Here is a 22,638-nt window from a genome sequence, read left to right as displayed (position 1 = left end):
TCCTAAAGAGGAAAATAGGTGGAGCTTGTACAACTCATATTAACACCATATTTATGTATATCGAGAATTATTTGGTCATAATTGCTTTGGGGTAATGAGTTGGAAATATTTATGCCACGTGTTAGTGGCAAACCAATCGTATTAGAAAAATTCAAGTTAGATATAGCCTGTTTTAGATGGTCAATTTCTGATTCAATGTCCGCAGATAAAACTTCTAATTTATCAACAGAATTAAAAGTTACTGGTTCAGCATAATAGTTACCCATATTTTCTGTGTAACCCCCAAAATCATCTAAGTTGTCAAGGCTTTTACTAACCACTAATGTACTTAATTCTGCGCAACTATTATAGGAATATTCTAACAATTATCCCCCTTCGCTGGCATCTTGTATTTCAACTGCTTTTTTCACATGGATTAAAATGTTTTTCAATTCATCTTTTTTTTTGATTTAGCTCTTCTATTGGTAAATCCAAGATGATTCCTCCTTTTATGTTTTCTAAAGTGGTTATATCAGAATTTTTTTGAGATAATTTATGCTTATAAATTAAGTATTAGAAATTGATAATGTATGTAGGATAAAATAATCTCTAAAAACTACAAAACTGGATCTGGGAAGACAACGACAATGTATGCGCTATTAGAGGTAATTAGAAAAAAGAAAACACGTCGCATCATTACACTTGAAGATCCGGTTGAAAAAAGAAGTGACGATGTATTACAAATTCAAATAAATGAAAAAGCGGGTCTCACATATGAAACAGGATTAAAGGCTATTTTACGTCATGATCCAGATATTATTTTAGTCGGTGAAATCCGTGATGAAGAAACAGCAAAAATAGCTATAAGAGCAAGTTTGACAGGACATTTAGTAATGACAACGCTGCATACGAATGATGCGAAAGGAGCAATCTCATGTTCAAGGGTGTATACCTATTTATCATGTTCATGGATTTTTACCGCAGGGTTACATCATAAATGATGCTATCATTTTTAGTGAGGATGATTATCAATATATGAAGATATACACTCATGATCTAATCTAATTAAATCGATTGAGAGGTAGTAAGGCTTATTTATTTTATCTTTATCTTATCCTAATATTTGGCGGCTATTAGACACCTCTAGAACAAATAGTAAAAAATCACTTTATAATAATGAAACGATTATATACTGAGAGAAATATACGATATACATCAGGCATGTCAAATGAAGTGATGGAAATTATTAAACCATTGGAGACTAATCATGTATTAAGAAAACAATATCCACAAGTGTTCTTATCCCAAGAAACAGTATAAGAAACTATGTTAACAGAAGAACTACTTCTTGAGAAGGATTTAAATTCGTTGGATTTAAATGTAATTTGGGTGAATTTCTACGTGTTTATCTAATATAACTGTAAATTAATTAATAAAAAACGACCCGTTTTGATTTTTTTTTATTCAGATAATGAATTAAACAAAAAAATCAAAACACTTCCAAAAATAGAACTGATGTTCTATAATTGAATTTATTAATTTTTTGGTTTGAATCTAATGTGGAAAATAAAAAGGAAATTTATGATAAAATAAGATGGATAATTATAGAAGTGAAAGCTTCCTCTGATTTTTAGGTGGAATAATTTGTTAGGAGGACTTTTTTTGTTACATACAGAAATCGGAAACCAATTTCTAGACTTATTTTATCATGATATAAAAGACTATAGTATCGATGGTTGTAACACAAACTTAAATCTACACACTTTAAAGATATCAAATAATAAATTTGCATATTACGACTTAGTTGATGCTTTAGAGGATTGCATTGTAACTTATTGCTTATCAGCCAAAGAACTTGAAAAGTTAAAAGAAAATGTAGGGAAAAAATATACTAGAGCAGTTAGGAAGTTAAGAAACTATAAAGCTAATGATGGTGAGCTAGGGGAAATTCTTTTATATTGTATGCTTGAATCCCATTTGAAAGCTCCAAAAATTTTTACAAAAATGGAATTGAAAACATCTAGTGAAGATTACGTTAAAGGAGCAGACGGTGTTCATTTATTGAAATTAGATGATTGTAATTATCAAATTATATTTGGAGAATCTAAGTTAAATCAAAAATTTCAACGTGGTTTATACGAAGCTTTTAAATCGATTAAAGAGTATATTACAAGGGCAACTAATAATATTAATGATGAGCTTGGATTAATTAATAGTTATCTGGAAAAAGAAACCGTTTCTGAGGAGATGTATGCGCTATTAAAAAGTATACTTGTTCCTAGTGCAAGAGAAGCTGAAATTAATACAGATAACGCATTTGGGATATTTGTAGGGTTTGAACTGAATTTAGATGAAGATGATTGGAAATTAAGTAACAGGGCATTTAGAGAAAAAGTGAGAAATTTGATAAAAGAAAGTGTTGAGAAGGAATATAAATATATAAAGAAAAAAGTCGAGGAATATAAATTATATGGATATGATTTTTATATTTATGTGATACCTTTCTTTGAACTAGATGAAACAAGAAAAAGAGTTATAAAAAATTTAAAGGTGGCAGAAAATGATTTTTGATAGACTTTCAGCGGACATATTTGAGGATAGTTATTTTCAGGAGTTATTTTTAAAATTATCAAAATATAATGCGTATGAAATCTTAGGCGAAAATATTACAGATGTAATTAGTGAGAAAGAATTGAAACATTTACTGAGATTTAGTGATATTCTTTCAAATGCAAGCAATCCTAAATTTAGAAATATGTCTTATAAAATTGTATCGTTGTTGAATCAAAGTTTTTGTGAAAATCCGATTTATAAGACTTATTCAACAGCTATTTTATCTAAAATCGGTAATTTCCCTGCGATGAATTATCTTGATTATAAGGTAGAATTGCCTTTTGAAAGAAGATTAGATGTTGGGGTTAAGAAAAAAAGGCAAAGGGTAGAAGGAATGAATGATACTTATTTTACTGATGCCCAATTTAATTTGTTTTCTGAGATGAAAGAATCTAATTTTTATAGCTTTTCAGGTCCTACTTCAATGGGGAAATCGTTTATTATTAAATGTTTTATTAAGGATACAATCAGTAAAGAGAAGAAGGGAAATATTGTTATTATTGTTCCCACTAGAGCGTTAATTGATCAATTTTCTCTTGAACTAAAGAAGGAATTAAAAAAAATTCTAGAAGAAAAAAATTATAGTATTGTGACTAATTCTAATGTTACAGATGTTTTTGAAGATGAGAATGAGGATCAGAAAAGAGATAAGAGATACATATGTGTGTTAACTCCTGAGAGACTGTTAAGTTATTTATCAGAAGAAGGTAATCCTAGAATAGATTATCTATTTATTGATGAAGCACATAAGCTTACGAGTGAAAATGATTATCGTAGTATCACTTTATATTTATCTATAGAAAAATCGTTAAAGAGATATAGGGGGATGAATGTTTTTTTTGCTTCCCCTAATGTTTCTAATCCAGGTATATTTTTGGAGTTGTTTGGTTTTAATCCCCAAAACGCGTTTCATACTAATGAAGCACCAGTTTCTCAAAATTTGTTCTTTGTTGATTTAGTTGAAAAGAACGTAAAATATTTTAATGATTTTGGAGAGGTTGACATTTATCCAGAAAGTCCAAAGTTTTATTCTTCGAGTTTAGAATTGGTTAAAAATCTATCAGGAAATTATTCGAATATTATTTACTGTAATTCTATTAACGATACTATCCAATATGCACGTTCTTTCAAAAAATTTGTTCAATTAGATAATAGGAATTTCACACAGGTAGAGATTAATGAACTAAAAAACGCAATAAAGCTTACAAAAGAATTAATACATCCTGATTATTTTTTAATTGAATGTTTAAAATATGGTATTGGTTTTCACTTTGGCAGATTACCTCAAATTATAAGGAACAAGATAGAAGAACTATTTAAAAAAGGCATAATTAAATTTCTATTTTGTACCTCTACTTTGTTAGAAGGTGTAAATTTACCAGCTAAAAATATTTTTATACTGAAAAATAAAAAAGGAACAAGTAAAATGTCTAAAATCGATTTTTGGAACTTAGCTGGTAGGGCTGGTCGGCTAAACGTAGAATTATCAGGTAATATTTTTTGCATTAGGGAAAATAAGAGCGAATGGAAGAAGTTAGACGTTTTTAATAATAAGGAAAATATAATTTTAAAGACGAGTATTGAGCAAAAAATAACAACAAAATCTAAAAGTATAGAAGAATTTTTAAAAACAGGAACAATTGATAAGGGAAGACAATATGAAAAGGAAATAATTAAATATGTAGCAAATATCATATGCATAGATACTTGGGATATGGAAGATGATTATGAAAGTCCTATTATAAATAGGTTAATTGAGAAGGATAATTTTGAGATTATAAATCAGGCAAAACATAATATGGAGAAAATTGAGATACCTTATGAGGTAATGAATAAAAGTTATTCTATTTATGTACCACTTCAAAATTATGTTTTTAAGAGGGTTCGGCAGACAATAGATCAGGGAAAGAAGGTGAACTTCCCCGATAAAGTAAATTATGATAGCTGCTTAAGTGTACTTGGAGTCTTTTATGACATGTACGATTGGAAGAGTTTGGGTAATGATGAGAAAAAATTGAAGAAAAAAGCTACACTACCTTATTATGCACAGTTAATGAATAGTTGGATCAATGGTTCTAGTTTAAGCTCAATTATTAAAAGGACATTAGAATTTAAACGTGATAACCAGAGAGAAATTTTCTACTATAGGAATGGAGAACGAGTGAATGAAATCTTTGATATGAATAATAAAATTCATGTTAATGAGGAGATTAATTCTTTAATGTATGATATTGAACACACGCTTCAGTTTACTATAGAAAAATATTTTAGTAATTACTATGATATGTTAGTAGCGTTGCTAGGAGAGGAAAAATCTGGTGTGAATTGGGCTAATTATCTAGAGTATGGGTCTAGAGATTCCGTAGTAATTGCATTACAACGTAGGGGATTTTCCAGACATACAGCGATATATATTAATCAATTTCATAAGGGGTCATTAAAAATTGAAGATTCTAAGTTAATAGCTGTACAGAAGGACGATCTTATCCATAATATCGAACCAGACACGGTTGCATATATAGAGGTAGTTAATTTATTGACATAAATATTGGACTAAAAAGTATAAAAGCGTAGTCTTTCTTTGTTTTTAGTGGATAGCAAAAAATAAACCACATTCATTTGAGTGAATGCGGTTTATTTTGTTTTTATTTCAATTATGTTGTTCGTATACGAGTAAGGAATAGAATTATATTATTTATTATTTGTGTACTATATTATGTTTTGAAAATACATGTTAATGAATTTCAATGTTTGAAGTTTTGTATGAAGTTGTTTATTCAATCCCTGTATAAGTTCCACTCACTATTTTTTGTGAGCAATTACTAGAGGGAAAACTGTTTTATTAGCTATAATTTTTTGTAAATTAATTCCCATTTTTTCTCCCGGATTGCTTTAAGAATATATTCTAACGATTTTTTTTTATAGATATCCTCCTTGTATATTTTGAGCAGCATACCATGAAATAATAATGAAGAAATTTCTTTGAAAAATACAGAGAATGGATTAATTGGTGTAGAATAGAATTTGATTCATAAAAAAGGAATGTTTGATGTTGAAGGAAAATAATTGCTTGAAAATGATGTGAATCTTAGTTGAAAAGTTAAAGAGAAACATAGAAGGGGAAAAAGTGAATATAGGGATTTCGCAATATAGAATGCAGAAATAGTTATTATATAGGGGGAGAACAATGAAAACATTCAAGATATCCATCAACAGAAAAAACAAAGAATATACTTCTAATAGTAGTTCCAGAATTTTCAATTTCATAGCAGCTACTTTTACTATTATAGGGGTTATATTGTATTTTGTTAGTGATGATACTAAACAGATTGTTATTAAATTTAGTCCATATTTTTTGCTATTCACTTTAATTTTTATTATTTATTTATTAATTTTTCAAGGGAAATTAGAGGATATTATAGATGAGAAAAATAAAGAATTAAAAACAGAGACTAAGGGACTGTGGAACCACTATGGAGAATTATCTCAATTTGAAAACGAAAAAATTGAATATGAACTTTTAAAAAGTTTTGTTGATTCTAATGAATTTGTTTGTGGTATGCAATTATATTCCTACAAAATATTTAATAACAAAGTAGCATTTCCATATTTGAAAACGGGTGAAAAGGTAGAAGAAAATACTGTAACATTTAAATTAAATTATAAAAGGGGTTATGTTAAGGAAAGAGAGGATTTAAATGCAATAGTTCAATCTTATTATCAAATAGAAAAAGGAGTTTTACATAGTTTTGCTAATAAAGCAAAAATGGCTTTGACACACAAGCGACCTTTAGAATTAAGTGATTTTATAGCTAAAGAAATTAAATATCTTGAAGAGAAAGACATTGATCAACTGGATGATAATGATGCAATGTTATTTGCTTTAATAGAATTGGGAATATCATTTATTGAATGGAAATTCGATATTGTATTTGGGACAGTGTTAGATGCCAAAAGAGTTGCCTTATTAAAAAAGAAAAAGCGAACTGGTATTGCAAATGCTATAATTAATTCGCATAATATAACAGGTCAGGCGTGGTTTTCTTTTGCATATAAAGGAAATGGTGACGGTAAGAGTTCGAGAAAATATCTTTCTTATATTTGTAAAAATGCAAAGGGAGAAAATTTATTGTTTTTAATTTCTGTAAACACACAAGATGAATGGGATTCTCATGAGGAATTAACTATACATGATAATATAAGAAAAGATTTGGTACAGCTTTTAGAGAATAGCAAAATTTTGTTTAATGAAGATTAAGAATGAGTAACAAAGTGCTAATTTTATGATATGATATAAGGAGAGGTGATTATATATGAGTGAAAAAAAGGATGCATCTCTAAAGTCGTTACAAGAAGAAATTTTGAAAAAATTTAAAGCCATTGGCATTGAAGGACAAGTAGGACGTCCGCATTTACAGCGCGACAATGCTTCGTTGATAATTCCGAATGAAGGTAAAGAAAATAAGTTTATTTTGAAATAGTCATCAGTTTTTTATAATAAGCATTATGTTATTCTGTATTGATTAAATAAAAAAACCACTTCGAAAGGGTGGTTTTTTTATATTGAGTGCGTTCATCATGTGGATATTCTCTATGATTTGAGTCTCGAATCATAAAGACAGTAGTAGCAATTAGCTTAAGCTGAGGGTGTTCGTGTTGGAGAGGAATGTGAATGAAGTCGGCGGCAAATCCCAGATTTGAGGAACACGAACTTCATGCAGTGCAAATTCAAACAGGAAGCTTTCTATACGGTGAGTTTTCGGTATAGAAAAAAGGATGGAAAAATAGTGGATTGGATAGAAGGATAATATGTGAAATATATGGAGATAAACCAGGATTTTCTATTGTAAATTGAATTGATTTTTTAGAAGAAATGGATAAATATAATGATTAAAAGTTTAAATTTTCTCAAAAAAGAGAAAGGTAGAAAGAATATGATATATTCATGCTATCCAATCATTATTTTTAGGGAGAATAGGGAAATGACAAACAACAATCAAATAGGTGAAAATAAGGAACAAACTATTTTTGATCATAAAGGAAATACGATTATGACAGAAGATAGAGAAATACACATTATTTCAAAATTCGAAGAACCTCTTATTGTCGTATTAGCAAATGTACTAAGTGATGAAGAGTGTGGTGAATTGATTGAAATGTCTAAAAATAAAATGGAGCGTTCTAAAATTGGTTCATCACGTGATGTAAATGATATTCGAACAAGTAGCGGTGCATTTTTGGAAGACAATGAACTTACTTCAAAGATTGAAAAACGAATTTCATCTATCATGAATGTTCCTGCGTCGCATGGTGAAGGATTACACATTTTAAATTATGAAGTGGATCAACAATATAAAGCCCACTATGATTATTTTGCGGAACATAGTAGATCAGCTGCTAACAATCGTATTAGTACGCTTGTAATGTACTTAAATGATGTAGAAGAAGGCGGGGAAACATACTTCCCGAAATTAAATCTTTCTGTACACCCTAGAAAGGGAATGGCAGTATACTTTGAGTATTTTTATCAAGATCAATCACTAAATGAGCTTACGTTACACGGAGGAGCACCTGTAACGAAAGGTGAGAAATGGATTGCAACGCAGTGGGTGAGAAGAGGTACTTATAAGTAAAAGCGAGTGTTACGTTTTGTTCTTCATAGTATAAGAACAAAACGTTTTTTTATTAAACAAAGTAGCATCTTTCGTTATAATAACAATTAATAAATGACGATTGAGAGGACAGAAAATGAAATCTATATATATAACCGGCTACATGGGAGCAGGGAAAACAACAATTGGAAAAGCGTTAAGTAAAGAACTTCAAATGGATGTTGTAGATACTGATCAAAAAATCGAAGAGAAGCAAGAGAAGGCAATTCGAAATATTTTTGCCGAAGAAGGCGAAATGGCTTTTCGGGAATATGAAAGCGAAATGTTACGTGCGCTACCAGTCCATAATGTCATTATTACAACTGGTGGGGGAATTATTGAACGAGCGGAAAATCGCAAGTGGATGAAAGAGAACGGAACTGTCGTGTATTTATATTGCGATCCGCATGTAATTGCAGAAAGGCTTCGTGAAGATACGACACGTCCACTATTTCAAAAGAAAGATATAGAGGCATTTGTAACGAAATTTGAATCACGCCGAGCTTATTATGAAGAGGCTCATATACATATTGATACGACGAATAAGTCTGTAAAGCAAATTATGAATGAATTAAAGGAAAAGATTAATGTATAAAAAAGTGGACATACTAATCAAGTAGAGGTGATGATAATATGTCTACTAATGATTATGTTCGCTTTGTGACGCAGCAGTTTGTGTCGTATATGGATGCTCCAAAAGAAGATCGAAAACAAAAGAAAGAACAACGCCGTGCTGAAAAAGAGCCATTTATGAATAAGTGGTTTGGTGTTATGCCGCTGAGTGCTGCTTTGTTTTACCGAAATGTAAAAAGTAAAAGAAAAAAATCAAGTTGAATTTTAGTCATATGTTTAGCAAACCAAAAATCCTCTAGTGTCGTATTACACTAGGGGATTTTTATTTACTGCACGGATTCTTGTTCTTCCGTAACGGCATGTATTTTATTGTTCACCCATACAAATCCTATTCCGATACAAATAGAAATGCCCCAGCCTACAGCGGTCATAATCGCTCTCATTTCACCATAGCCATCTACACCAAAAACAGAGATGAAATAAATTTTTAAAAAGCTTTTTAATATAAATTGCAGCCCGAAAAATAACGTTAAATATTGCAGTGCTGGATATATACGACTATCACGATAAAGCTCACGACTTTTATCGCGGTCATGGCCTTGCAGCGCTGCAATATCCGCAGCGAAATATAACATGAGTGGTTTTTTTATGAAAATTGTACAGATGACGATAATACCGAGTACGATGTGATAATATGCATCATTCCACAACATTCGTTCAGCTGACCCAGATAATAAATCTACCGTTGTATTAGAAATGAGTGTAATTAAAATAAAGAACCCTGTCACGTTAAACTGTTTTTCTTTTTTAAAGGTATACAGTGTATAAATAATCCCCGGAACAGAGGAAAGTAACATCGCGTAATAAGGATCGATATAAGGTTTTGCAAATTTCCAAATGAGGAATGGGATTACGAGATAAAAGACAAGATCTAATATAGCTTTTTTATTTTGATTCATACAAAGCCTCCTTAAGTCATACATATATTTTATAATATAATTTCTGAAAATTGTATAAGGGTTTAATGGGAAAAGAAAAAATATATCAATTTTCGAGGGGTTAGTAGATTGAAAAAAATTGCCCCTAGCGTAGTAAGTTTTTTTAGTATATAATAAAGGAAACGCTTTCATTTTTAATTTGTTCACAAAATGGACGGAAAATCACATATTTACTATCGATATGTTGCTTTATAATGAAACTAATTAAATATACATGCATACAATATTGTGAAATAAATAACATAAATAATCTATATAAATGTAAACGTTATCAAAAGAGAGAGGTGGAGACAATGAGTAAATTTTTCTTCAATCATAATCCAGCAACAGTAGAGGATGGAAGGCTTGTTAAATATGCTGAAATTATTTATGGAGAAGGTGGCCGTTCTGTATTAGAAAATTTAATGGTGAAGGCATCTATCAGATTGCGTGATCGTTATCCGAATAAATCTGACGAGCAGATCTCGAACCTAGTAAATAAAGGCATCCATGATATGTTTCAAAAATATGTGAGCGAGTAAGAGTGGCCAATGGCTGCTCTTATTTTTTTGTATAAGGATTGTCACTCTAGCTGAAAATAAACATGTATTCTGAAAAACGTAAAAAGGAGTGGGAAAGATGAGCAATGGAATTGGACGTTCGAAAGAAAATCTTCCAACTGATGCAAATCATGTGAGCGCGAAGGATCGTGCGTATCAAAAACGCATGGCAAAGCAAAAACAACAAGAGCGTAATGAGGATAGAGAGTAACTCGAAATAAAGCTCCTTCTAAAGCAGAAGGAGCTTTATTTTGATAGAAAATGATTCGCGGTAACATAAAAGAGTCCACCGTTAATAATTTGCACTGTAATACGTGGTTCATACTGTTCTTGCAGAGCTTGTTTTTCAATTTCATAGCTCTCAGGAAGTTCGTCACTTTCTTCATAAAAACGGTTTAAAAGGTCTAAATCATGATTCCAACGCACTCTTGCTTCTTTTGCCCACGTATGGTCATCTTCTGCAATTATATTTTTTAAAGCGTCTTCTATGCGTTGTAAACCACTTTGAGGTTTAATGATGGGCGAGAGCGTAAAACAAAAATCAGGTATTTTTGGTGTAAGTTTAATGTTTGTTAATGTTTCATGAAAGTTTGCCATCATTGTTCCAGAAATGAGATGAATACCAATCGAGTGAAGGATGTCTTTTTTTCGATCACATTGATAGGAAACTTTTATATTAATACCGAGCCAAGGGTGGAGCGGTGTATGTGTTGCTCCATTATGTCTTACATCCTCATATAAACGTATGTATGAGCCTAATTCTTTTGTCGTTTGGAAAATTTGATGTAGACGTGGTGAACCGTAGTGAATAAGCTCACCATCATTTTCTTCATTTTCTGGATTTGTAATAAGAGTAAGGCGCATCGGATTCGGTACGCCTCCTGTTTTCTCAAGATAGTGCCAATAAAAAGGGCGATTCATTAATAATTTATCCATCTCAATTGTTAACTGTACATCTAATAAATGAGGAGAACGTTCTAAAATTTCACAGTTATTCGCCTCAAAGAAATTGTATAAGTAATTATGAATTTCATGTTGCTGCATAGCCCTGCACCTCAGCTTCATTTCGTTTCGCAAAGTCGATAATAGATGTTAAGTTTTCCATCTTAATTCTAATTTCACCTTCGCTTTTTGATTGCGCGAAAATTTCTTGAATGTGCGCGTCGATGTTTTTCATATTAATTCTCGTTAAAATTTCATCGAGTTCACCGATAACACGCTCGAATAAGTTGATTTTTTCATATAACAGTTTCAGAATATGTTCTTCAACAGTATGCTTTGTAGCTAAGTTATAAATATGAACATCATTCTTTTGACCGAGACGGTGAATACGCCCGATTCTTTGTTCAAGACGCATTGGGTTCCATGGCAAATCATAATTGATCATATGGCTACAAAACTGTAAGTTAATCCCTTCACCACCAGCTTCAGTTGCAATTAATACTTGTGCGTGGTTTTGGAAAAGCTCCTTCATCCAATCTTTCTTCCCGCGTTTAAACCCGCCGCGGAATGGAACGGAAGAAATACCGTGTTGTTGTAAAAACCATTGTAAGTACATTTGTGACGCTCGATATTCTGTGAAGATAACGACTTTATCGTCAATTTCTTTTATAAGCTCAAGAGCTTTATTTGCTTTTGAGTTGAAAGGAATATGATTAATTTTGTCCATTAGCACATCGATATGTGGATCTTTTATATAATGTTCGTTTTCTTTCTGTCTTTTTTCTACATGCTTTTTCAATGAATAGTAAACAGCCTCACGACTACTACATGCTTCCCGTTTTAAAGTTAACGATGAGAAAGCAGATGTGAAGGCGTCTTGTCCTCGCCAATTTTCGATATCATTATATAGAGCTTGTTCTTGTTCATTAAACTCAACAAAAATTGTACGTACATGTCTCTTCGGCCAATCGATACCGGTATTATGTCGTCTATTTCGCACCATTACTTTATTAATGAGAGCTTTTAAGTCTTCATCTGATTCGGCTGAGCGATTTTTGGAAGCGTAATATTCTTCAAAGTTGGATTGATTGCCTAAATGTCCTGGTTTTAATAAAGAAACAAGGTTAAAAATTTCATCAATCTTATTTTGAACAGGAGTAGCGGTTAGTAATAAACAAAATTTCTTTTTTAATCGCTGTGCAAATTCATAGTTTTTTGTTTTATTATTTTTAAGTTTATGTGCTTCATCGATAATAATAAGGTCATATTCTAAGTTCAAAACGATATCACGATGCGGTGAACGTTTTGCAGTATCAATTGAGGAGACAATCACATCGGCTTGTTCCCATGAATAGCTTTTCTTTTGGGCTACAGCTGGAATGAAAAACTTTGTATTCAGTTCGTATGCCCATTGTGATACGAGAGAAGCTGGGACAAGTATAAGTACCTTTTTCACGAGCCCGCGGACCATGTATTCTTTCAAAATAAGTCCAGCTTCGATTGTTTTTCCAAGGCCTACTTCATCTGCTAGAATCGCTTTACCGTTCATTTGTTCAATCACATTTTGAGCGACTTCTAATTGATGCGGAAGCGGTGTGAAATGGGATAAATGTTTCGGTGCTTGTAGTCCATCAAAAGTAGGAACAAGTAACGATTTTTCTGTTTCATAAGCTAAGTGATATAAATCCCAGTTTGTCCAAGGACCATCTTCGTCAATTCTATTTAAAAAATTGTTTTGCCATGTCCGATCTACGGAAATATCGACATTCATTACAACTCTCCCACCTTTTATAAACTAAAGTAATTATTTTTTAATGTATGATGATTTGCCTTAAAAGAAGGCATAATTATCGTTATTAAAGGCTATATGATAGACAATAATAAAGTATTAAATCTCAAAAGCTGTATTTATTGTGTTTTAACATAAAAAATTCTAAATTATTTTTTATGCTAGAATATTGATGAAATATAGCGAATGATGTTAGGATAATGGTGTGAAATGTGTGGAATCTTTCGTATTTTATCCAAGAAAGTGATTTTTTATTTACGCTTTCATAAAAAAATATAATGAGATTCCGTATATCCTATCTTTTCAGAATGAAAATGTTTAGAAAAGGGAAGCAACTTTTATTGATTTGTCAAAGCATAAGGGGGAGAGAGCATGATTACATTACAACGTACACCGTTATTTGATGTATACGCGAAGTATGGTGGGAAAACAATCGACTTCGGTGGTTGGGAATTACCAGTTCAATTTTCAAGCATTAAAGAAGAACACGAAGCTGTACGTACAGCTGCAGGTTTGTTCGATGTGTCTCATATGGGAGAAGTTGAAGTAAAAGGTGTAGATAGTTTAGCATTTTTACAACGTGTTGTTACAAATGACGTATCTACCTTAAAGGTAGGGGGCGCACAATATACAGCTATGTGCTACGAAAATGGTGGTACAGTAGATGATTTATTAATCTACAAACGTGGTGAAGAAGACTATTTATTAGTAATCAATGCATCAAATATCGAGAAAGATTACGAATGGTTAGCAAGTCATGTAATTGGCGATACGACAGTAGTCAATGTTTCTAGTGAAGTTGCACAGCTTGCAATTCAAGGACCAAAAGCAGAAGGCATTTTACAAAAAGTTGTGTCAGAAGATTTGAAAGAAATTAAGTTCTTTAAATTTAAAAACGATATTCTTGTAGACGGAATTCCAGCACTTGTATCTCGTACAGGTTACACAGGTGAAGATGGATTCGAAATTTACTGTAAGAGTGAAGATGCTGCAAAACTTTGGGAGAAACTTCTTGAAGTTGGAGCAGAAGAGGGCTTAAAAGCATGTGGTTTAGGTGCTCGTGATACACTTCGATTCGAAGCAACATTACCACTTTATGGACAAGAATTATCAAAAGATATTACACCGATTGAGGCTGGAATTGGCTTTGCGGTAAAAACAAATAAAGAAGCAGACTTCTTTGGAAAAGCAACGTTAAAAGAGCAAAAAGAAAACGGTGCGCCTCGTAAATTAGTCGGCATCGAAGTAATCGAACGTGGAATTCCTCGTACGCATTACCCTGTATTTATTGGTGAAGAAAAAATTGGGGAAGTAACGAGTGGTACACAATCTCCAACGTTAAAGAAAAGCATTGGTTTAGCACTAATTGATGTAAAATACGCAGCAGTTGATACAGAAGTAGAAATTGAAATTCGTAATAAACGCGTCAAAGCAGTAGTTGTTCCAACACCATTTTACAAACGTTCAAAGTAACGGGGAGAGGGGTAGATTTCATGTTGCATCGTTATCTTCCAATGACAGAAGAAGACAAAAAAGAAATGTTACAAACGATCGGCGTTCAAACGATCGATGAATTATTCTCTGATATTCCAGAGAGTGTTCGTTTTAAAGGGGATTTAAAAATTAAAGAAGCAAAATCAGAGCCAGAGCTTTTAAAAGAGCTATCTCAAATGGCTAGTAAAAATGCTAACTTAAAAGAATACGCTTCTTTCTTAGGAGCAGGCGTATACGATCATTATGCTCCAGTAATTGTAGATCATGTTATTTCTCGCTCAGAATTTTATACAGCTTATACACCATACCAACCGGAAATTTCACAAGGGGAATTACAAGCAATCTTTGAATTCCAAACAATGATTTGTGAATTAACAGGAATGGATGTAGCAAACTCTTCTATGTATGACGGGGGTACAGCTTTAGCTGAAGCGGCAATGTTAGCAGCTGGCCATACTCGCAAAAAGAAAATTCTTGTATCTAGCGCGGTTCATCCAGAATCAAGAGCAGTACTTGAAACGTATGCAAAAGGTCAAAATCTTGAAGTTGTTGAAATTAATCATAAAGATGGTGTAACAGATTTAGACGTATTACAAAGTGAAGTAGATGATACAGTTGCTTGTGTAATCGTTCAATATCCAAACTTCTTCGGACAAGTTGAAAAATTAGCTGATATTGAAAAAATCGTTCATCAACAAAAATCATTATTTATCGTTTCTTCAAATCCATTATCATTAGGCGCATTAACACCACCAGGGAAATTTGGTGCTGATATTGTAATCGGTGATGCACAACCATTCGGTATTCCAACGCAGTTTGGTGGACCGCACTGTGGTTACTTTGCAACAACGAAAGCATTTATGCGTAAAATTCCAGGACGTCTTGTTGGACAAACTGTAGATTCAGATGGTAAACGTGGATTTGTATTAACGTTACAAGCACGTGAACAGCATATTCGCCGTGATAAAGCGACGTCTAATATTTGTTCAAACCAAGCGTTAAATGCATTAGCAGCTTCTGTTGCAATGACGGCACTTGGTAAACAAGGTGTGAAAGAAATGGCACGTCAAAATATTTCTAAAGCACAATATGCAAAACGTCAATTTGAAGCGAAAGGCTTCACAGTAACATTTGCTGGACCATTCTTCAATGAGTTTGTTGTAGATTGCAAACGTCCAGTGAAAGAAGTAAACGATGCATTATTACAAAAGAATATTATCGGTGGTTATGATCTAGGCCGTGATTATAAAGAGCATGAAAACCATATGCTTGTAGCAGTAACTGAGCTTCGTACAAAAGAGGAAATTGACACACTTGTAAACGAAATGGGGGCTATCCAATGAAGAACCAAGATCAAGCACTTATCTTTGAAGTGAGTAAAGAAGGACGCATAGGATATAGCTTACCCAAATTAGATGTAGAAGAAGTGAAACTAGAAGATGTGTTTGAGAGCGATTATATTCGAGTAGAAGATGCAGAGCTACCAGAAGTATCTGAACTTGATATTATGCGCCACTATACAGCACTTTCAAACCGTAACCACGGTGTTGATTCTGGATTCTATCCACTTGGATCTTGTACGATGAAATATAATCCGAAAATTAATGAGAGTGTAGCTCGTTTCGCAGGATTTGCAAATATTCATCCGTTGCAAGATGAAAAGACAGTACAAGGTGCAATGGAATTAATGTACGACTTACAAGAGCATTTAATTGAAATTACAGGTATGGATACTGTTACTTTACAACCAGCAGCTGGTGCACATGGAGAATGGACAGGTTTAATGTTAATTCGTGCATACCATGAAGCGAATGGTGACTTTAACCGTACGAAAGTAATTGTGCCTGACTCTGCTCACGGAACGAACCCAGCATCTGCAACTGTAGCTGGTTTTGAAACAATTACAGTAAAATCAAATGAAAATGGCCTTGTTGACTTAGAAGACTTAAAACGTGTTGTAAACGAAGAAACAGCAGCACTTATGTTAACAAATCCTAATACATTAGGGCTATTCGAAGAAAATATTTTAGAAATGGCAGAAATCGTCCATAATGCAGGCGGTAAATTATACTATGATGGTGCAAACTTAAATGCGGTATTAAGCCAAGCACGCCCAGGAGATATGGGATTTGACGTTGTGCATTTAAACCTTCATAAAACATTTACAGGTCCTCACGGCGGTGGTGGCCCAGGTTCTGGTCCAGTAGGTGTGAAAGCTGATTTAATTCCGTACTTACCAAAACCGATTTTAGAGAAAACGGAAAATGGTTATCACTTCAACTACGACCGTCCAGAAGCAATTGGTCGTGTGAAACCATTCTATGGTAACTTCGGAATTAACGTTCGTGCATACACGTATATTCGCTCTATGGGTCCAGATGGCTTGCGTGCAGTAACGGAGTATGCTGTATTAAATGCGAACTATATGATGAGAAGATTAGCGCCATTCTACGATCTTCCATTCGATAGACATTGTAAGCATGAATTTGTATTATCAGGTCGTCGTCAAAAGAAACTTGGTGTACGTACATTAGATATTGCAAAACGTCTGCTTGATTTCGGTTACCATCCACCAACAATTTACTTCCCATTAAATGTGGAAGAATGTATTATGATTGAGCCGACAGAAACAGAATCAAAAGAAACATTAGATGGTTTCATTGATAAGATGATTCAAATCGCTAAAGAAGTAGAAGAAAATCCAGAAGTTGTACAAGAAGCACCGCATACGACAGTTATTAAACGTTTAGACGAAACGATGGCTGCACGTAAACCAGTTTTACGTTATGCGAAGCTAGCTCCTGTACAAGTTTGATTAAAATAACAAAGGAAGAACTCGCTGAGGCGGGTTCTTCCTTTGTATGGAGAATTTGTCCCGCATTAACGGACAGTAAACTCCCAACTCAAAACTTAGCTGGTGCAAAGAAGCCAGGTGGGAGATAAACTGTCCGTTAATGCCCGATTGGTTCAACTAATAATCAGTGGGGATGAACAAAAATCCCCACTGATTAAAGTTTCACTTTATGCAGAAATAGTGAAGAAAATGTTAAAAAAATATGTTTTTTGTTTCCTAATGGTGTAAAGTTGTAGTTTTATAGGTAGTTTTGTTGAAAAAGTCGGTTTGATAAAAGTATTTATTTTTGTTAGAATTTTATTGAAATTAAGAAGATGTGATGAGGCAAAGATTACTCATTTTTATGTATATGTGAAAAAACGAACAAGACGGGGGTGAAAGTGTGGGATATCGATGTTATAGAATGGTATACCATTTAGAAAATGGAGAAACAATTAAAGATGTAAAAGAATTTTGCTATCGAGACCAAGGGAAAGTATTAGAAAGAGTAGCAAATCGTGTAATGGATAATAGAGAAGTGACGGCGATTGATAAACAAGGAACAATCATTTCAATAGCATGTGAGGACATTGTAAAGGTAGAACTTGATTACATAACAGAAAGTTAACCTTGAGTCATATCGAATTATTCGATAAAATAAACTGTTGAATGGTGAAGTGAGAAGAGAGGAGTTTATCATGGGTAGTACAAGACACTTTTATATGTTTATCTTAGCGTTTGTTCTTGTTGTCGCATTAACGATTTACTTAATCGTTGACAGCAGCTGGTACAACACGGTTCATCCGGCATTCCTTCTGTTTATGTATATAGGAATTGCAGTAGTAAGTTTCGGAATGAGAGACGAGATGTTAGATCGCTTTGAAAAGTGATACATATACGAAAGACCAACAGGAAAATGTTGGTCTTTTTTTCTTGCCAAAAATAGGATGATGTGTATATACTGTATATATAAGGTATATACAGTATATACACACACTGGAGGAAAACATGAATATTATTATTTCGAATTCTTCCCAAGACCCTATTTATGTGCAAATAAGAAAACAATTAAGCCAGCTTATTTTAAATGGCGGTTTAAAGGGTGGAGATCAATTACCGTCTATTCGTAGCTTAGCGAAGGAATTACAAATTAGTGTCATTACAACGAAGCGTGCATACGAGGAGCTTGAAAAAGAAGGATATATAGAAACTGTTGCTGGGAAGGGGACTTATGTTTCACGTAAAAATAATGAACTATTAAAAGAACAAAGGCTTCGCCTATTGGAAAGTAAAGCGGAAGAGATTGTGAATGAAAGTAAAGCGTTGCAGCTTTCACTTGAAGAATTACAGCAGATGATTGCGTTTTTATATAAGGGGGAATGAGAGAGATGTTAGAGTTAAAAAATGTTTGTAAAAGTTATGACGGTTTCGCAGTGAAAAATATAAGTTTTACGTTACCACGCGGATATATTATGGGGTTTGTCGGACCGAATGGGGCCGGGAAAAGTACGACAATCAAAATGATTATGAATTTAATTAAAAAAGATAACGGAGATATAAAAATTTTTGGCAAGGACAATAAGAAAGCTGAAAAGGAAATAAAACAAAATATCGGCTTTGTATATGATGAAAATCATTATTACGAAGATTTAACGTGTGAACAAATGAAGCGTATTATTGCACCGTTATATAAAAAGTGGGACGAAGAGCAGTATCAATCGTATATGCATAGATTGCAAGTTCCGAAGTATAAAAAAATTAAAGAATTATCAAAAGGAATGAAAATGAAATTTGCGATTGCCATCGCACTTTCGCACCACGCAGAGTTTATTATTATGGACGAACCGACAGCAGGGTTAGATCCAGTTGTTCGAAGTGAATTACTTGATATGTTGCAAGAAATTGTAATGGAAGATGAAGTATCCGTATTATTCTCAACGCACATTACAACAGATTTAGAGCGCATTGCAGATTATGTTACGTTCATCAATGATGGAGAAATTATATTTACTGGTGAAAAAGAAGACTTAATGGAGAACTACGTAATCGTAAAAGGAAGTAATGATTTATTAGACCGAGAAGGAAAAGAACTATTTGTTGGATTACGAAAAAATAAGTTTGGTTTTGAAGGTTTAGCGAATGATAAACAAGCAATCATAGATTGGTTTGGAAATGAGGTTGTACTAGAAAAGCCTACATTAGATGATATTATCGTTTACACCGCGAAAGGAAGAGGTGCTTATGCGTCAGCTTGTATATAAAGATTTGTTCTTTTTTCGGGTAATGTGGTTAGTGAATTTTGTTATGCCTCTTTTGTTTTTTATGTTAGAGCCAAGTGGTGAATTTTTATTTCCGATGAGTTGTCTATTTATAACCCTCTCCTCCGTTATGACGTTAACCTTTATGGATGAAAGAAATAAAAGTGACATTATTATAAATAGTTTACCAGTAAGTCGGAAGGATATCATTATTGCTAGATATATTTCCTGTGCAATATTTATTGTCGGTGCCATGGTTTCAACTATGATAATTGTATTCCTTTTAAGAGGTATTGCTGTTATTGATGATATTGGTGTATACCATCCTAATTTTTATATTGAAATTCCATGGTATGTAGTGGTAAGTGGAGTGATTTATTCTGTAGTATTTGTGGCGACATTTTTTCCTAGTTATTATGGTACAAAATCAAAGGGCATGAGAAGTATAGTATCAGCGGCAGCAATGGGGATTGGTGTACTTCTTTGGATATTTATTAGTGATGGGCTGAATGAAACAACATCTTCATTCAGTGAGTGGATTATGAATCCAGTACATATTGGTGTATTTACGGTTGGAGGAATGATATTAGCTAGTGCCTATATCGCTTCTATGTTTCTTACAATTAAAATTTATGAAACGCGTGATTTATAGAGAGGAGAATTCATATGCAACAGTTGATTTTGAAGGAGTTTTTTTTACAGAAGAAGATGTTTCCTTTCTATTTTTTAATCCCTATTTTATCTATTTTTAAGAATTCCGTCGAACCAATGGGGATTGCAATAGGAATATTTATAACATGTAGTACGATTATATATATTTCTTTTTATTATGACGAGAAAAGTAAAGCGGAAAAAGTATTAGTGAGTTTACCTATAACGAGAAAAGAGATAATTATAGCTAAATATATTTCAAGCACATTATTTATTATGGCTGGTTTAAGTGTAACTTTTATAGTCGTAATATTAGGAAATATTTTATTGGACAGGGATATAGTCATGCCTGGATATGCAGTGTTTTCAGCGATAGTAGCAACTTTGATTTATTGTGCAGTAACGATACCGACTAATTACATTGGGGGATATAAAGTTATTACTGTCTTGAATTTGATTATGCTTTTTCCTTTAATGGGTATGATTGGTCTTATGTGCAATATTTTTGGTGATAAAACAATTATGTTAAAAGTACTTCACTCTCAAGAGGCTACACCAGCAATGGGTGTTCTTAGTATTGGAGTATTAGTGAGTATATTCATATCAATGTTCCTCTCAATGAAAATGTTTCAGCAGGCAGAGTTATAGAAGGGACATTTTCATATTAGGAGGTGCAATACATGATCAAGCAACTAATTTTAAAAGATTTCATTATTCAATGGAAATTTTTAATTTGGTACATACTGTATCCTGTTTTCTTTTATATGGCCTTAACAGATACGGAAAATCTGTTCATAATTATGTCAGTAATTATTACAGTTGGGGCAACAGTAAAAACATTTGAAGCAGATAGTAAAAATGAGAGTGAAGTTATAGTAAATAGTTTACCAATATTGAAAAAACATATTGTATTTGCAAAATATATAGTAGCAATTATTATTCTTTTTATAAGTGTAATGGTCGGTTGTTTTACGATGGGAATGAAGAATGGGGTTAACCTATTTGAATTTATTGAAACGACAATGGTTGCTAGTATTAGCTTTATTTTAGTGTATTTAAGCTTTGTTTTACCGATATCGTTTTGGTTGGCCTATAAAAAAACTATTTTTATTGCGATTTTTATACTAATAGCACCTATGGCCGTTTCTTCTATTTTCTTTGGAATCAACCTAGAACAAATTCAACTATATAACAGCGTGTTATTCATTAGTTCAATATGCATGTTTATAATATCTATCTTCGTTTCAGTGAAATTGTATGAGAAGAGAGAATTTTAAAAGGTGCCCTATAAAAGGCACCTTCTTCAATAACGACAATAGGAAAGTAAAAGTTTATAAACAGAGAGGTTACTCGGTACAACATCTTTTGGAGTATGTAATATAAAGCTGAAAACGATAACGAGAATAAGAAATAGGAAAAATAAAAATAGAATTTGCTTATGTATAGAATTTTGCATATTATCCACTCCTTTTTTAGGTAGTATGTCCAAAAGAAAGGAGTATATGAAAAATGTTAGGAGGGGAGAATGATGAACAAAAGAAAATGGTTATATAGAATAGGAATATTTTTATTTTCAATCGGCCTCATATTAGCAAATGTTTACTCGGATATACCACTGTTATTTCCAAGTTTACATAAAGGGGTTGGTATAAGTATTGCCATAATTGGTCTGTTTTGTCTTATCACATGTAACTTCTACAGAAAGTCTGAATGAATATAAAAAAGGACAGTTATTCTTTTTCAGAAATACTGTCCTTTTTAAATAACTTATTCCATAGTTTGGCGATACTCCATATAATGACGATTGCAATGGAGGCGATAATGGACCAAACAATCGATATAATTTCAAGTGTCATGTTAGGAAGGAATGTGAGAATGGATAATACTTTATGAAACAATGATTCTATTATATGAAAACTTATTTGTAATAGAATGAGGATACCAAGTGTGATCCATGCTAATATTTTCTTTCCTTTTTCTTTCCACATGACATTCACCTCACGTTAGCTTAATAGTTTTAAGCCAACAGCGCCGCATAGAATACAGCTTAAGAAAGCAAGACGACGCCAATCCGCTGATTCTCGGAAAATGAGAATGCCTAGAAGTGCACTTCCAGCAGTTCCGATTCCAGTCCAAATTGCGTAAGCAGTTCCCATCGGTAATGTGTTCATCGCAAGAGATAAGAAGAAGAAGCTTACGCCGAAGTTAGCGATTAAAATAACTTTTGGTGCCCAGCCTTTCTTTTCAGTGGCTACTTTCATAAAGAGTACACCAATAATTTCACAAATACCAGCTAGAATTAAAAATACCCAAGCCAT

27 protein-coding genes and 2 pseudogenes are annotated in these 22,638 nt (G+C 32.8%); 22 read left to right on the top strand and 7 right to left on the bottom strand.

The genetic code is table 11. From position 1 onward, the window contains the following. Nucleotides 1–2 precede the first annotated feature (2 nt). A complete protein-coding gene (locus DN399_RS20865; RefSeq protein ID WP_149149919.1) occupies nucleotides 3–365 on the bottom strand; it encodes a hypothetical protein in 363 nt (120 codons plus the stop codon). 237 nt (nucleotides 366–602) lie between these two features. On the opposite strand from DN399_RS20865, the pseudogene DN399_RS20860 reads away from it, so the two are divergent. The 9 genes and pseudogenes from DN399_RS20860 to DN399_RS20825 form a co-directional block, all read left to right on the top strand. Continuing rightward, nucleotides 603–911 (top strand): annotated as a pseudogene (locus DN399_RS20860) (ATPase, T2SS/T4P/T4SS family); the annotation flags it as partial. Nucleotides 912–1,641: 730 nt separating this feature from the next. After that, nucleotides 1,642–2,550 (top strand): HamA C-terminal domain-containing protein, encoded by a 909-nt coding sequence (locus tag DN399_RS20855; RefSeq protein WP_149149918.1) that lies wholly within the window; start codon nucleotides 1,642–1,644, stop codon nucleotides 2,548–2,550. Then, a complete protein-coding gene (locus DN399_RS20850) occupies nucleotides 2,540–5,137 on the top strand; it encodes a DEAD/DEAH box helicase (RefSeq protein WP_149149917.1) in 2,598 nt (865 codons plus the stop codon). The genes DN399_RS20855 and DN399_RS20850 overlap by 11 nt, the downstream gene beginning before the upstream one ends. Before the next feature lie 642 nt (nucleotides 5,138–5,779). Further along, on the top strand, nucleotides 5,780–6,850 hold the full coding sequence (locus DN399_RS20845; RefSeq protein ID WP_149149916.1) for a hypothetical protein: 1,071 nt from the start codon (nucleotides 5,780–5,782) through the stop codon (nucleotides 6,848–6,850). A gap of 55 nt (nucleotides 6,851–6,905) precedes the next feature. Then, nucleotides 6,906–7,073 carry a hypothetical protein gene (locus tag DN399_RS28155; RefSeq protein WP_179953516.1) on the top strand — a complete coding sequence of 56 codons (168 nt, stop codon included), beginning with the start codon at nucleotides 6,906–6,908 and terminating at the stop codon, nucleotides 7,071–7,073. Between the two features lie 234 nt (nucleotides 7,074–7,307). Further along, nucleotides 7,308–7,400, top strand: a pseudogene (comGG, locus tag DN399_RS20840) (competence type IV pilus minor pilin ComGG); the annotation flags it as partial. A 174-nt stretch (nucleotides 7,401–7,574) separates the two neighbouring features. Continuing rightward, the gene (locus tag DN399_RS20835) at nucleotides 7,575–8,225 is read left to right on the top strand and encodes a 2OG-Fe(II) oxygenase (RefSeq protein ID WP_113303575.1); all 651 of its coding nucleotides are present in this window, start codon (nucleotides 7,575–7,577) and stop codon (nucleotides 8,223–8,225) included. 115 nt (nucleotides 8,226–8,340) lie between these two features. Then, nucleotides 8,341–8,838 carry a shikimate kinase gene (locus DN399_RS20830; protein WP_016123334.1) on the top strand — a complete coding sequence of 166 codons (498 nt, stop codon included), beginning with the start codon at nucleotides 8,341–8,343 and terminating at the stop codon, nucleotides 8,836–8,838. A gap of 38 nt (nucleotides 8,839–8,876) precedes the next feature. After that, nucleotides 8,877–9,077, top strand: coding sequence for a YqzE family protein (locus DN399_RS20825; RefSeq protein ID WP_000106083.1), 201 nt, complete (start codon nucleotides 8,877–8,879; stop codon nucleotides 9,075–9,077). Between the two features lie 65 nt (nucleotides 9,078–9,142). Here the strand turns inward: DN399_RS20825 and DN399_RS20820 are convergent, their stop codons facing one another. Both DN399_RS20820 and DN399_RS20815 read right to left on the bottom strand, forming a co-directional pair. Continuing rightward, complete coding sequence (locus DN399_RS20820) at nucleotides 9,143–9,775, bottom strand: VC0807 family protein (protein WP_001073111.1); 633 nt, start codon at nucleotides 9,773–9,775, stop codon at nucleotides 9,143–9,145. A 142-nt stretch (nucleotides 9,776–9,917) separates the two neighbouring features. Continuing rightward, nucleotides 9,918–10,034, bottom strand: a complete 117-nt coding sequence (locus DN399_RS20815) for a hypothetical protein (RefSeq protein ID WP_001987222.1) — start codon at nucleotides 10,032–10,034, stop codon at nucleotides 9,918–9,920. 73 nt (nucleotides 10,035–10,107) lie between these two features. On the opposite strand from DN399_RS20815, the gene DN399_RS20810 reads away from it, so the two are divergent. Both DN399_RS20810 and DN399_RS28465 read left to right on the top strand, forming a co-directional pair. Next, nucleotides 10,108–10,335 (top strand): hypothetical protein, encoded by a 228-nt coding sequence (locus DN399_RS20810; protein WP_000032702.1) that lies wholly within the window; start codon nucleotides 10,108–10,110, stop codon nucleotides 10,333–10,335. Between the two features lie 97 nt (nucleotides 10,336–10,432). Continuing rightward, on the top strand, nucleotides 10,433–10,564 hold the full coding sequence (locus DN399_RS28465) for a hypothetical protein (RefSeq protein WP_000064668.1): 132 nt from the start codon (nucleotides 10,433–10,435) through the stop codon (nucleotides 10,562–10,564). A 35-nt stretch (nucleotides 10,565–10,599) separates the two neighbouring features. Here DN399_RS28465 and DN399_RS20805 read toward each other — a convergent pair whose 3' ends face one another. Then, a complete protein-coding gene (locus tag DN399_RS20805) occupies nucleotides 10,600–11,397 on the bottom strand; it encodes a YqhG family protein (RefSeq protein ID WP_001183964.1) in 798 nt (265 codons plus the stop codon). Beyond that, nucleotides 11,384–13,066, bottom strand: a complete 1,683-nt coding sequence (locus DN399_RS20800) for a DEAD/DEAH box helicase (RefSeq protein WP_001100037.1) — start codon at nucleotides 13,064–13,066, stop codon at nucleotides 11,384–11,386. Before DN399_RS20800 ends, DN399_RS20805 begins: the two co-directional genes overlap by 14 nt. A 390-nt stretch (nucleotides 13,067–13,456) precedes the next feature. Here DN399_RS20800 and gcvT point away from each other — a divergent pair, with 390 nt between their 5' ends. The 11 genes from gcvT (at nucleotide 13,457) to DN399_RS20740 (ending at nucleotide 22,034) form a co-directional block, all read left to right on the top strand. Next, nucleotides 13,457–14,557: a glycine cleavage system aminomethyltransferase GcvT gene (gene gcvT / locus DN399_RS20795; protein ID WP_000631777.1), complete on the top strand. Its 1,101-nt coding sequence runs from the start codon at nucleotides 13,457–13,459 to the stop codon at nucleotides 14,555–14,557. Nucleotides 14,558–14,577: 20 nt separating this feature from the next. Continuing rightward, entirely contained in the window at nucleotides 14,578–15,921 is a 1,344-nt protein-coding gene (gene gcvPA / locus DN399_RS20790; RefSeq protein WP_000903240.1) for an aminomethyl-transferring glycine dehydrogenase subunit 1, read from the top strand. After that, a complete protein-coding gene (gene gcvPB / locus DN399_RS20785) occupies nucleotides 15,918–17,393 on the top strand; it encodes an aminomethyl-transferring glycine dehydrogenase subunit 2 (RefSeq protein ID WP_046392993.1) in 1,476 nt (491 codons plus the stop codon). The genes gcvPA and gcvPB overlap by 4 nt, the downstream gene beginning before the upstream one ends. Before the next feature lie 442 nt (nucleotides 17,394–17,835). Further along, nucleotides 17,836–18,039, top strand: coding sequence for a DUF3929 family protein (locus DN399_RS20775; protein ID WP_000262496.1), 204 nt, complete (start codon nucleotides 17,836–17,838; stop codon nucleotides 18,037–18,039). Between the two features lie 70 nt (nucleotides 18,040–18,109). After that, nucleotides 18,110–18,301 (top strand): hypothetical protein, encoded by a 192-nt coding sequence (locus tag DN399_RS20770; protein WP_000535933.1) that lies wholly within the window; start codon nucleotides 18,110–18,112, stop codon nucleotides 18,299–18,301. A gap of 118 nt (nucleotides 18,302–18,419) precedes the next feature. Next, entirely contained in the window at nucleotides 18,420–18,794 is a 375-nt protein-coding gene (locus DN399_RS20765; protein ID WP_001021353.1) for a GntR family transcriptional regulator, read from the top strand. A 5-nt stretch (nucleotides 18,795–18,799) separates the two neighbouring features. Beyond that, nucleotides 18,800–19,672 carry an ABC transporter ATP-binding protein gene (locus tag DN399_RS20760; RefSeq protein WP_149149914.1) on the top strand — a complete coding sequence of 291 codons (873 nt, stop codon included), beginning with the start codon at nucleotides 18,800–18,802 and terminating at the stop codon, nucleotides 19,670–19,672. After that, the gene (locus DN399_RS20755) at nucleotides 19,653–20,321 is read left to right on the top strand and encodes an ABC-2 transporter permease (RefSeq protein ID WP_001249566.1); all 669 of its coding nucleotides are present in this window, start codon (nucleotides 19,653–19,655) and stop codon (nucleotides 20,319–20,321) included. Before DN399_RS20760 ends, DN399_RS20755 begins: the two co-directional genes overlap by 20 nt. A gap of 14 nt (nucleotides 20,322–20,335) precedes the next feature. Then, nucleotides 20,336–20,968 (top strand): ABC-2 transporter permease, encoded by a 633-nt coding sequence (locus tag DN399_RS20750; RefSeq protein ID WP_001186554.1) that lies wholly within the window; start codon nucleotides 20,336–20,338, stop codon nucleotides 20,966–20,968. Between the two features lie 32 nt (nucleotides 20,969–21,000). Next, complete coding sequence (locus tag DN399_RS20745; RefSeq protein ID WP_006921547.1) at nucleotides 21,001–21,597, top strand: ABC-2 transporter permease; 597 nt, start codon at nucleotides 21,001–21,003, stop codon at nucleotides 21,595–21,597. 248 nt (nucleotides 21,598–21,845) lie between these two features. Continuing rightward, a complete protein-coding gene (locus tag DN399_RS20740; RefSeq protein ID WP_016123326.1) occupies nucleotides 21,846–22,034 on the top strand; it encodes a hypothetical protein in 189 nt (62 codons plus the stop codon). A gap of 16 nt (nucleotides 22,035–22,050) precedes the next feature. Here DN399_RS20740 and DN399_RS20735 read toward each other — a convergent pair whose 3' ends face one another. Further along, a complete protein-coding gene (locus tag DN399_RS20735) occupies nucleotides 22,051–22,308 on the bottom strand; it encodes a DUF3975 family protein (protein WP_000265368.1) in 258 nt (85 codons plus the stop codon). 15 nt (nucleotides 22,309–22,323) lie between these two features. Beyond that, nucleotides 22,324–22,638 (bottom strand): DMT family transporter, encoded by a 315-nt coding sequence (locus DN399_RS20730; RefSeq protein WP_000312623.1) that lies wholly within the window; start codon nucleotides 22,636–22,638, stop codon nucleotides 22,324–22,326.

It is taken from the genome of Bacillus sp. AR4-2 (genome assembly GCF_008274865.1).
Classification (GTDB): Bacteria; Bacillota; Bacilli; order Bacillales; family Bacillaceae_G; genus Bacillus_A; species Bacillus_A cereus.
Note: the sequence above shows the minus strand (reverse complement) of the source record. Positions and strands in the feature narration are given on the sequence as shown.

What these genes read in the sequence shown, in the direction of transcription:
- DN399_RS20850 (WP_149149917.1), top strand. Translation starts at nt 2,540, where the DNA reads ATGATTTTTGATAGACTTTCAGCGGACATATTTGAGGATAGTTATTTT.
- DN399_RS20845 (WP_149149916.1), top strand. Translation starts at nt 5,780, where the DNA reads ATGAAAACATTCAAGATATCCATCAACAGAAAAAACAAAGAATATACT.
- DN399_RS28155 (WP_179953516.1), top strand. Translation starts at nt 6,906, where the DNA reads ATGAGTGAAAAAAAGGATGCATCTCTAAAGTCGTTACAAGAAGAAATT.
- DN399_RS20835 (WP_113303575.1), top strand. Translation starts at nt 7,575, where the DNA reads ATGACAAACAACAATCAAATAGGTGAAAATAAGGAACAAACTATTTTT.
- DN399_RS20830 (WP_016123334.1), top strand. Translation starts at nt 8,341, where the DNA reads ATGAAATCTATATATATAACCGGCTACATGGGAGCAGGGAAAACAACA.
- DN399_RS20825 (WP_000106083.1), top strand. Translation starts at nt 8,877, where the DNA reads ATGTCTACTAATGATTATGTTCGCTTTGTGACGCAGCAGTTTGTGTCG.
- DN399_RS20820 (WP_001073111.1), bottom strand. Translation starts at nt 9,775, where the DNA reads ATGAATCAAAATAAAAAAGCTATATTAGATCTTGTCTTTTATCTCGTA.
- DN399_RS20815 (WP_001987222.1), bottom strand. Translation starts at nt 10,034, where the DNA reads ATGCATGTATATTTAATTAGTTTCATTATAAAGCAACATATCGATAGT.
- DN399_RS20810 (WP_000032702.1), top strand. Translation starts at nt 10,108, where the DNA reads ATGAGTAAATTTTTCTTCAATCATAATCCAGCAACAGTAGAGGATGGA.
- DN399_RS28465 (WP_000064668.1), top strand. Translation starts at nt 10,433, where the DNA reads ATGAGCAATGGAATTGGACGTTCGAAAGAAAATCTTCCAACTGATGCA.
- DN399_RS20805 (WP_001183964.1), bottom strand. Translation starts at nt 11,397, where the DNA reads ATGCAGCAACATGAAATTCATAATTACTTATACAATTTCTTTGAGGCG.
- DN399_RS20800 (WP_001100037.1), bottom strand. Translation starts at nt 13,066, where the DNA reads ATGAATGTCGATATTTCCGTAGATCGGACATGGCAAAACAATTTTTTA.
- gcvT (WP_000631777.1), top strand. Translation starts at nt 13,457, where the DNA reads ATGATTACATTACAACGTACACCGTTATTTGATGTATACGCGAAGTAT.
- gcvPA (WP_000903240.1), top strand. Translation starts at nt 14,578, where the DNA reads ATGTTGCATCGTTATCTTCCAATGACAGAAGAAGACAAAAAAGAAATG.
- gcvPB (WP_046392993.1), top strand. Translation starts at nt 15,918, where the DNA reads ATGAAGAACCAAGATCAAGCACTTATCTTTGAAGTGAGTAAAGAAGGA.
- DN399_RS20775 (WP_000262496.1), top strand. Translation starts at nt 17,836, where the DNA reads ATGGTATACCATTTAGAAAATGGAGAAACAATTAAAGATGTAAAAGAA.
- DN399_RS20770 (WP_000535933.1), top strand. Translation starts at nt 18,110, where the DNA reads ATGGGTAGTACAAGACACTTTTATATGTTTATCTTAGCGTTTGTTCTT.
- DN399_RS20765 (WP_001021353.1), top strand. Translation starts at nt 18,420, where the DNA reads ATGAATATTATTATTTCGAATTCTTCCCAAGACCCTATTTATGTGCAA.
- DN399_RS20760 (WP_149149914.1), top strand. Translation starts at nt 18,800, where the DNA reads ATGTTAGAGTTAAAAAATGTTTGTAAAAGTTATGACGGTTTCGCAGTG.
- DN399_RS20755 (WP_001249566.1), top strand. Translation starts at nt 19,653, where the DNA reads ATGCGTCAGCTTGTATATAAAGATTTGTTCTTTTTTCGGGTAATGTGG.
- DN399_RS20750 (WP_001186554.1), top strand. Translation starts at nt 20,336, where the DNA reads ATGCAACAGTTGATTTTGAAGGAGTTTTTTTTACAGAAGAAGATGTTT.
- DN399_RS20745 (WP_006921547.1), top strand. Translation starts at nt 21,001, where the DNA reads ATGATCAAGCAACTAATTTTAAAAGATTTCATTATTCAATGGAAATTT.
- DN399_RS20740 (WP_016123326.1), top strand. Translation starts at nt 21,846, where the DNA reads ATGATGAACAAAAGAAAATGGTTATATAGAATAGGAATATTTTTATTT.
- DN399_RS20735 (WP_000265368.1), bottom strand. Translation starts at nt 22,308, where the DNA reads ATGTGGAAAGAAAAAGGAAAGAAAATATTAGCATGGATCACACTTGGT.
- DN399_RS20730 (WP_000312623.1), bottom strand. Translation starts at nt 22,638, where the DNA reads ATGGCTTGGGTATTTTTAATTCTAGCTGGTATTTGTGAAATTATTGGT.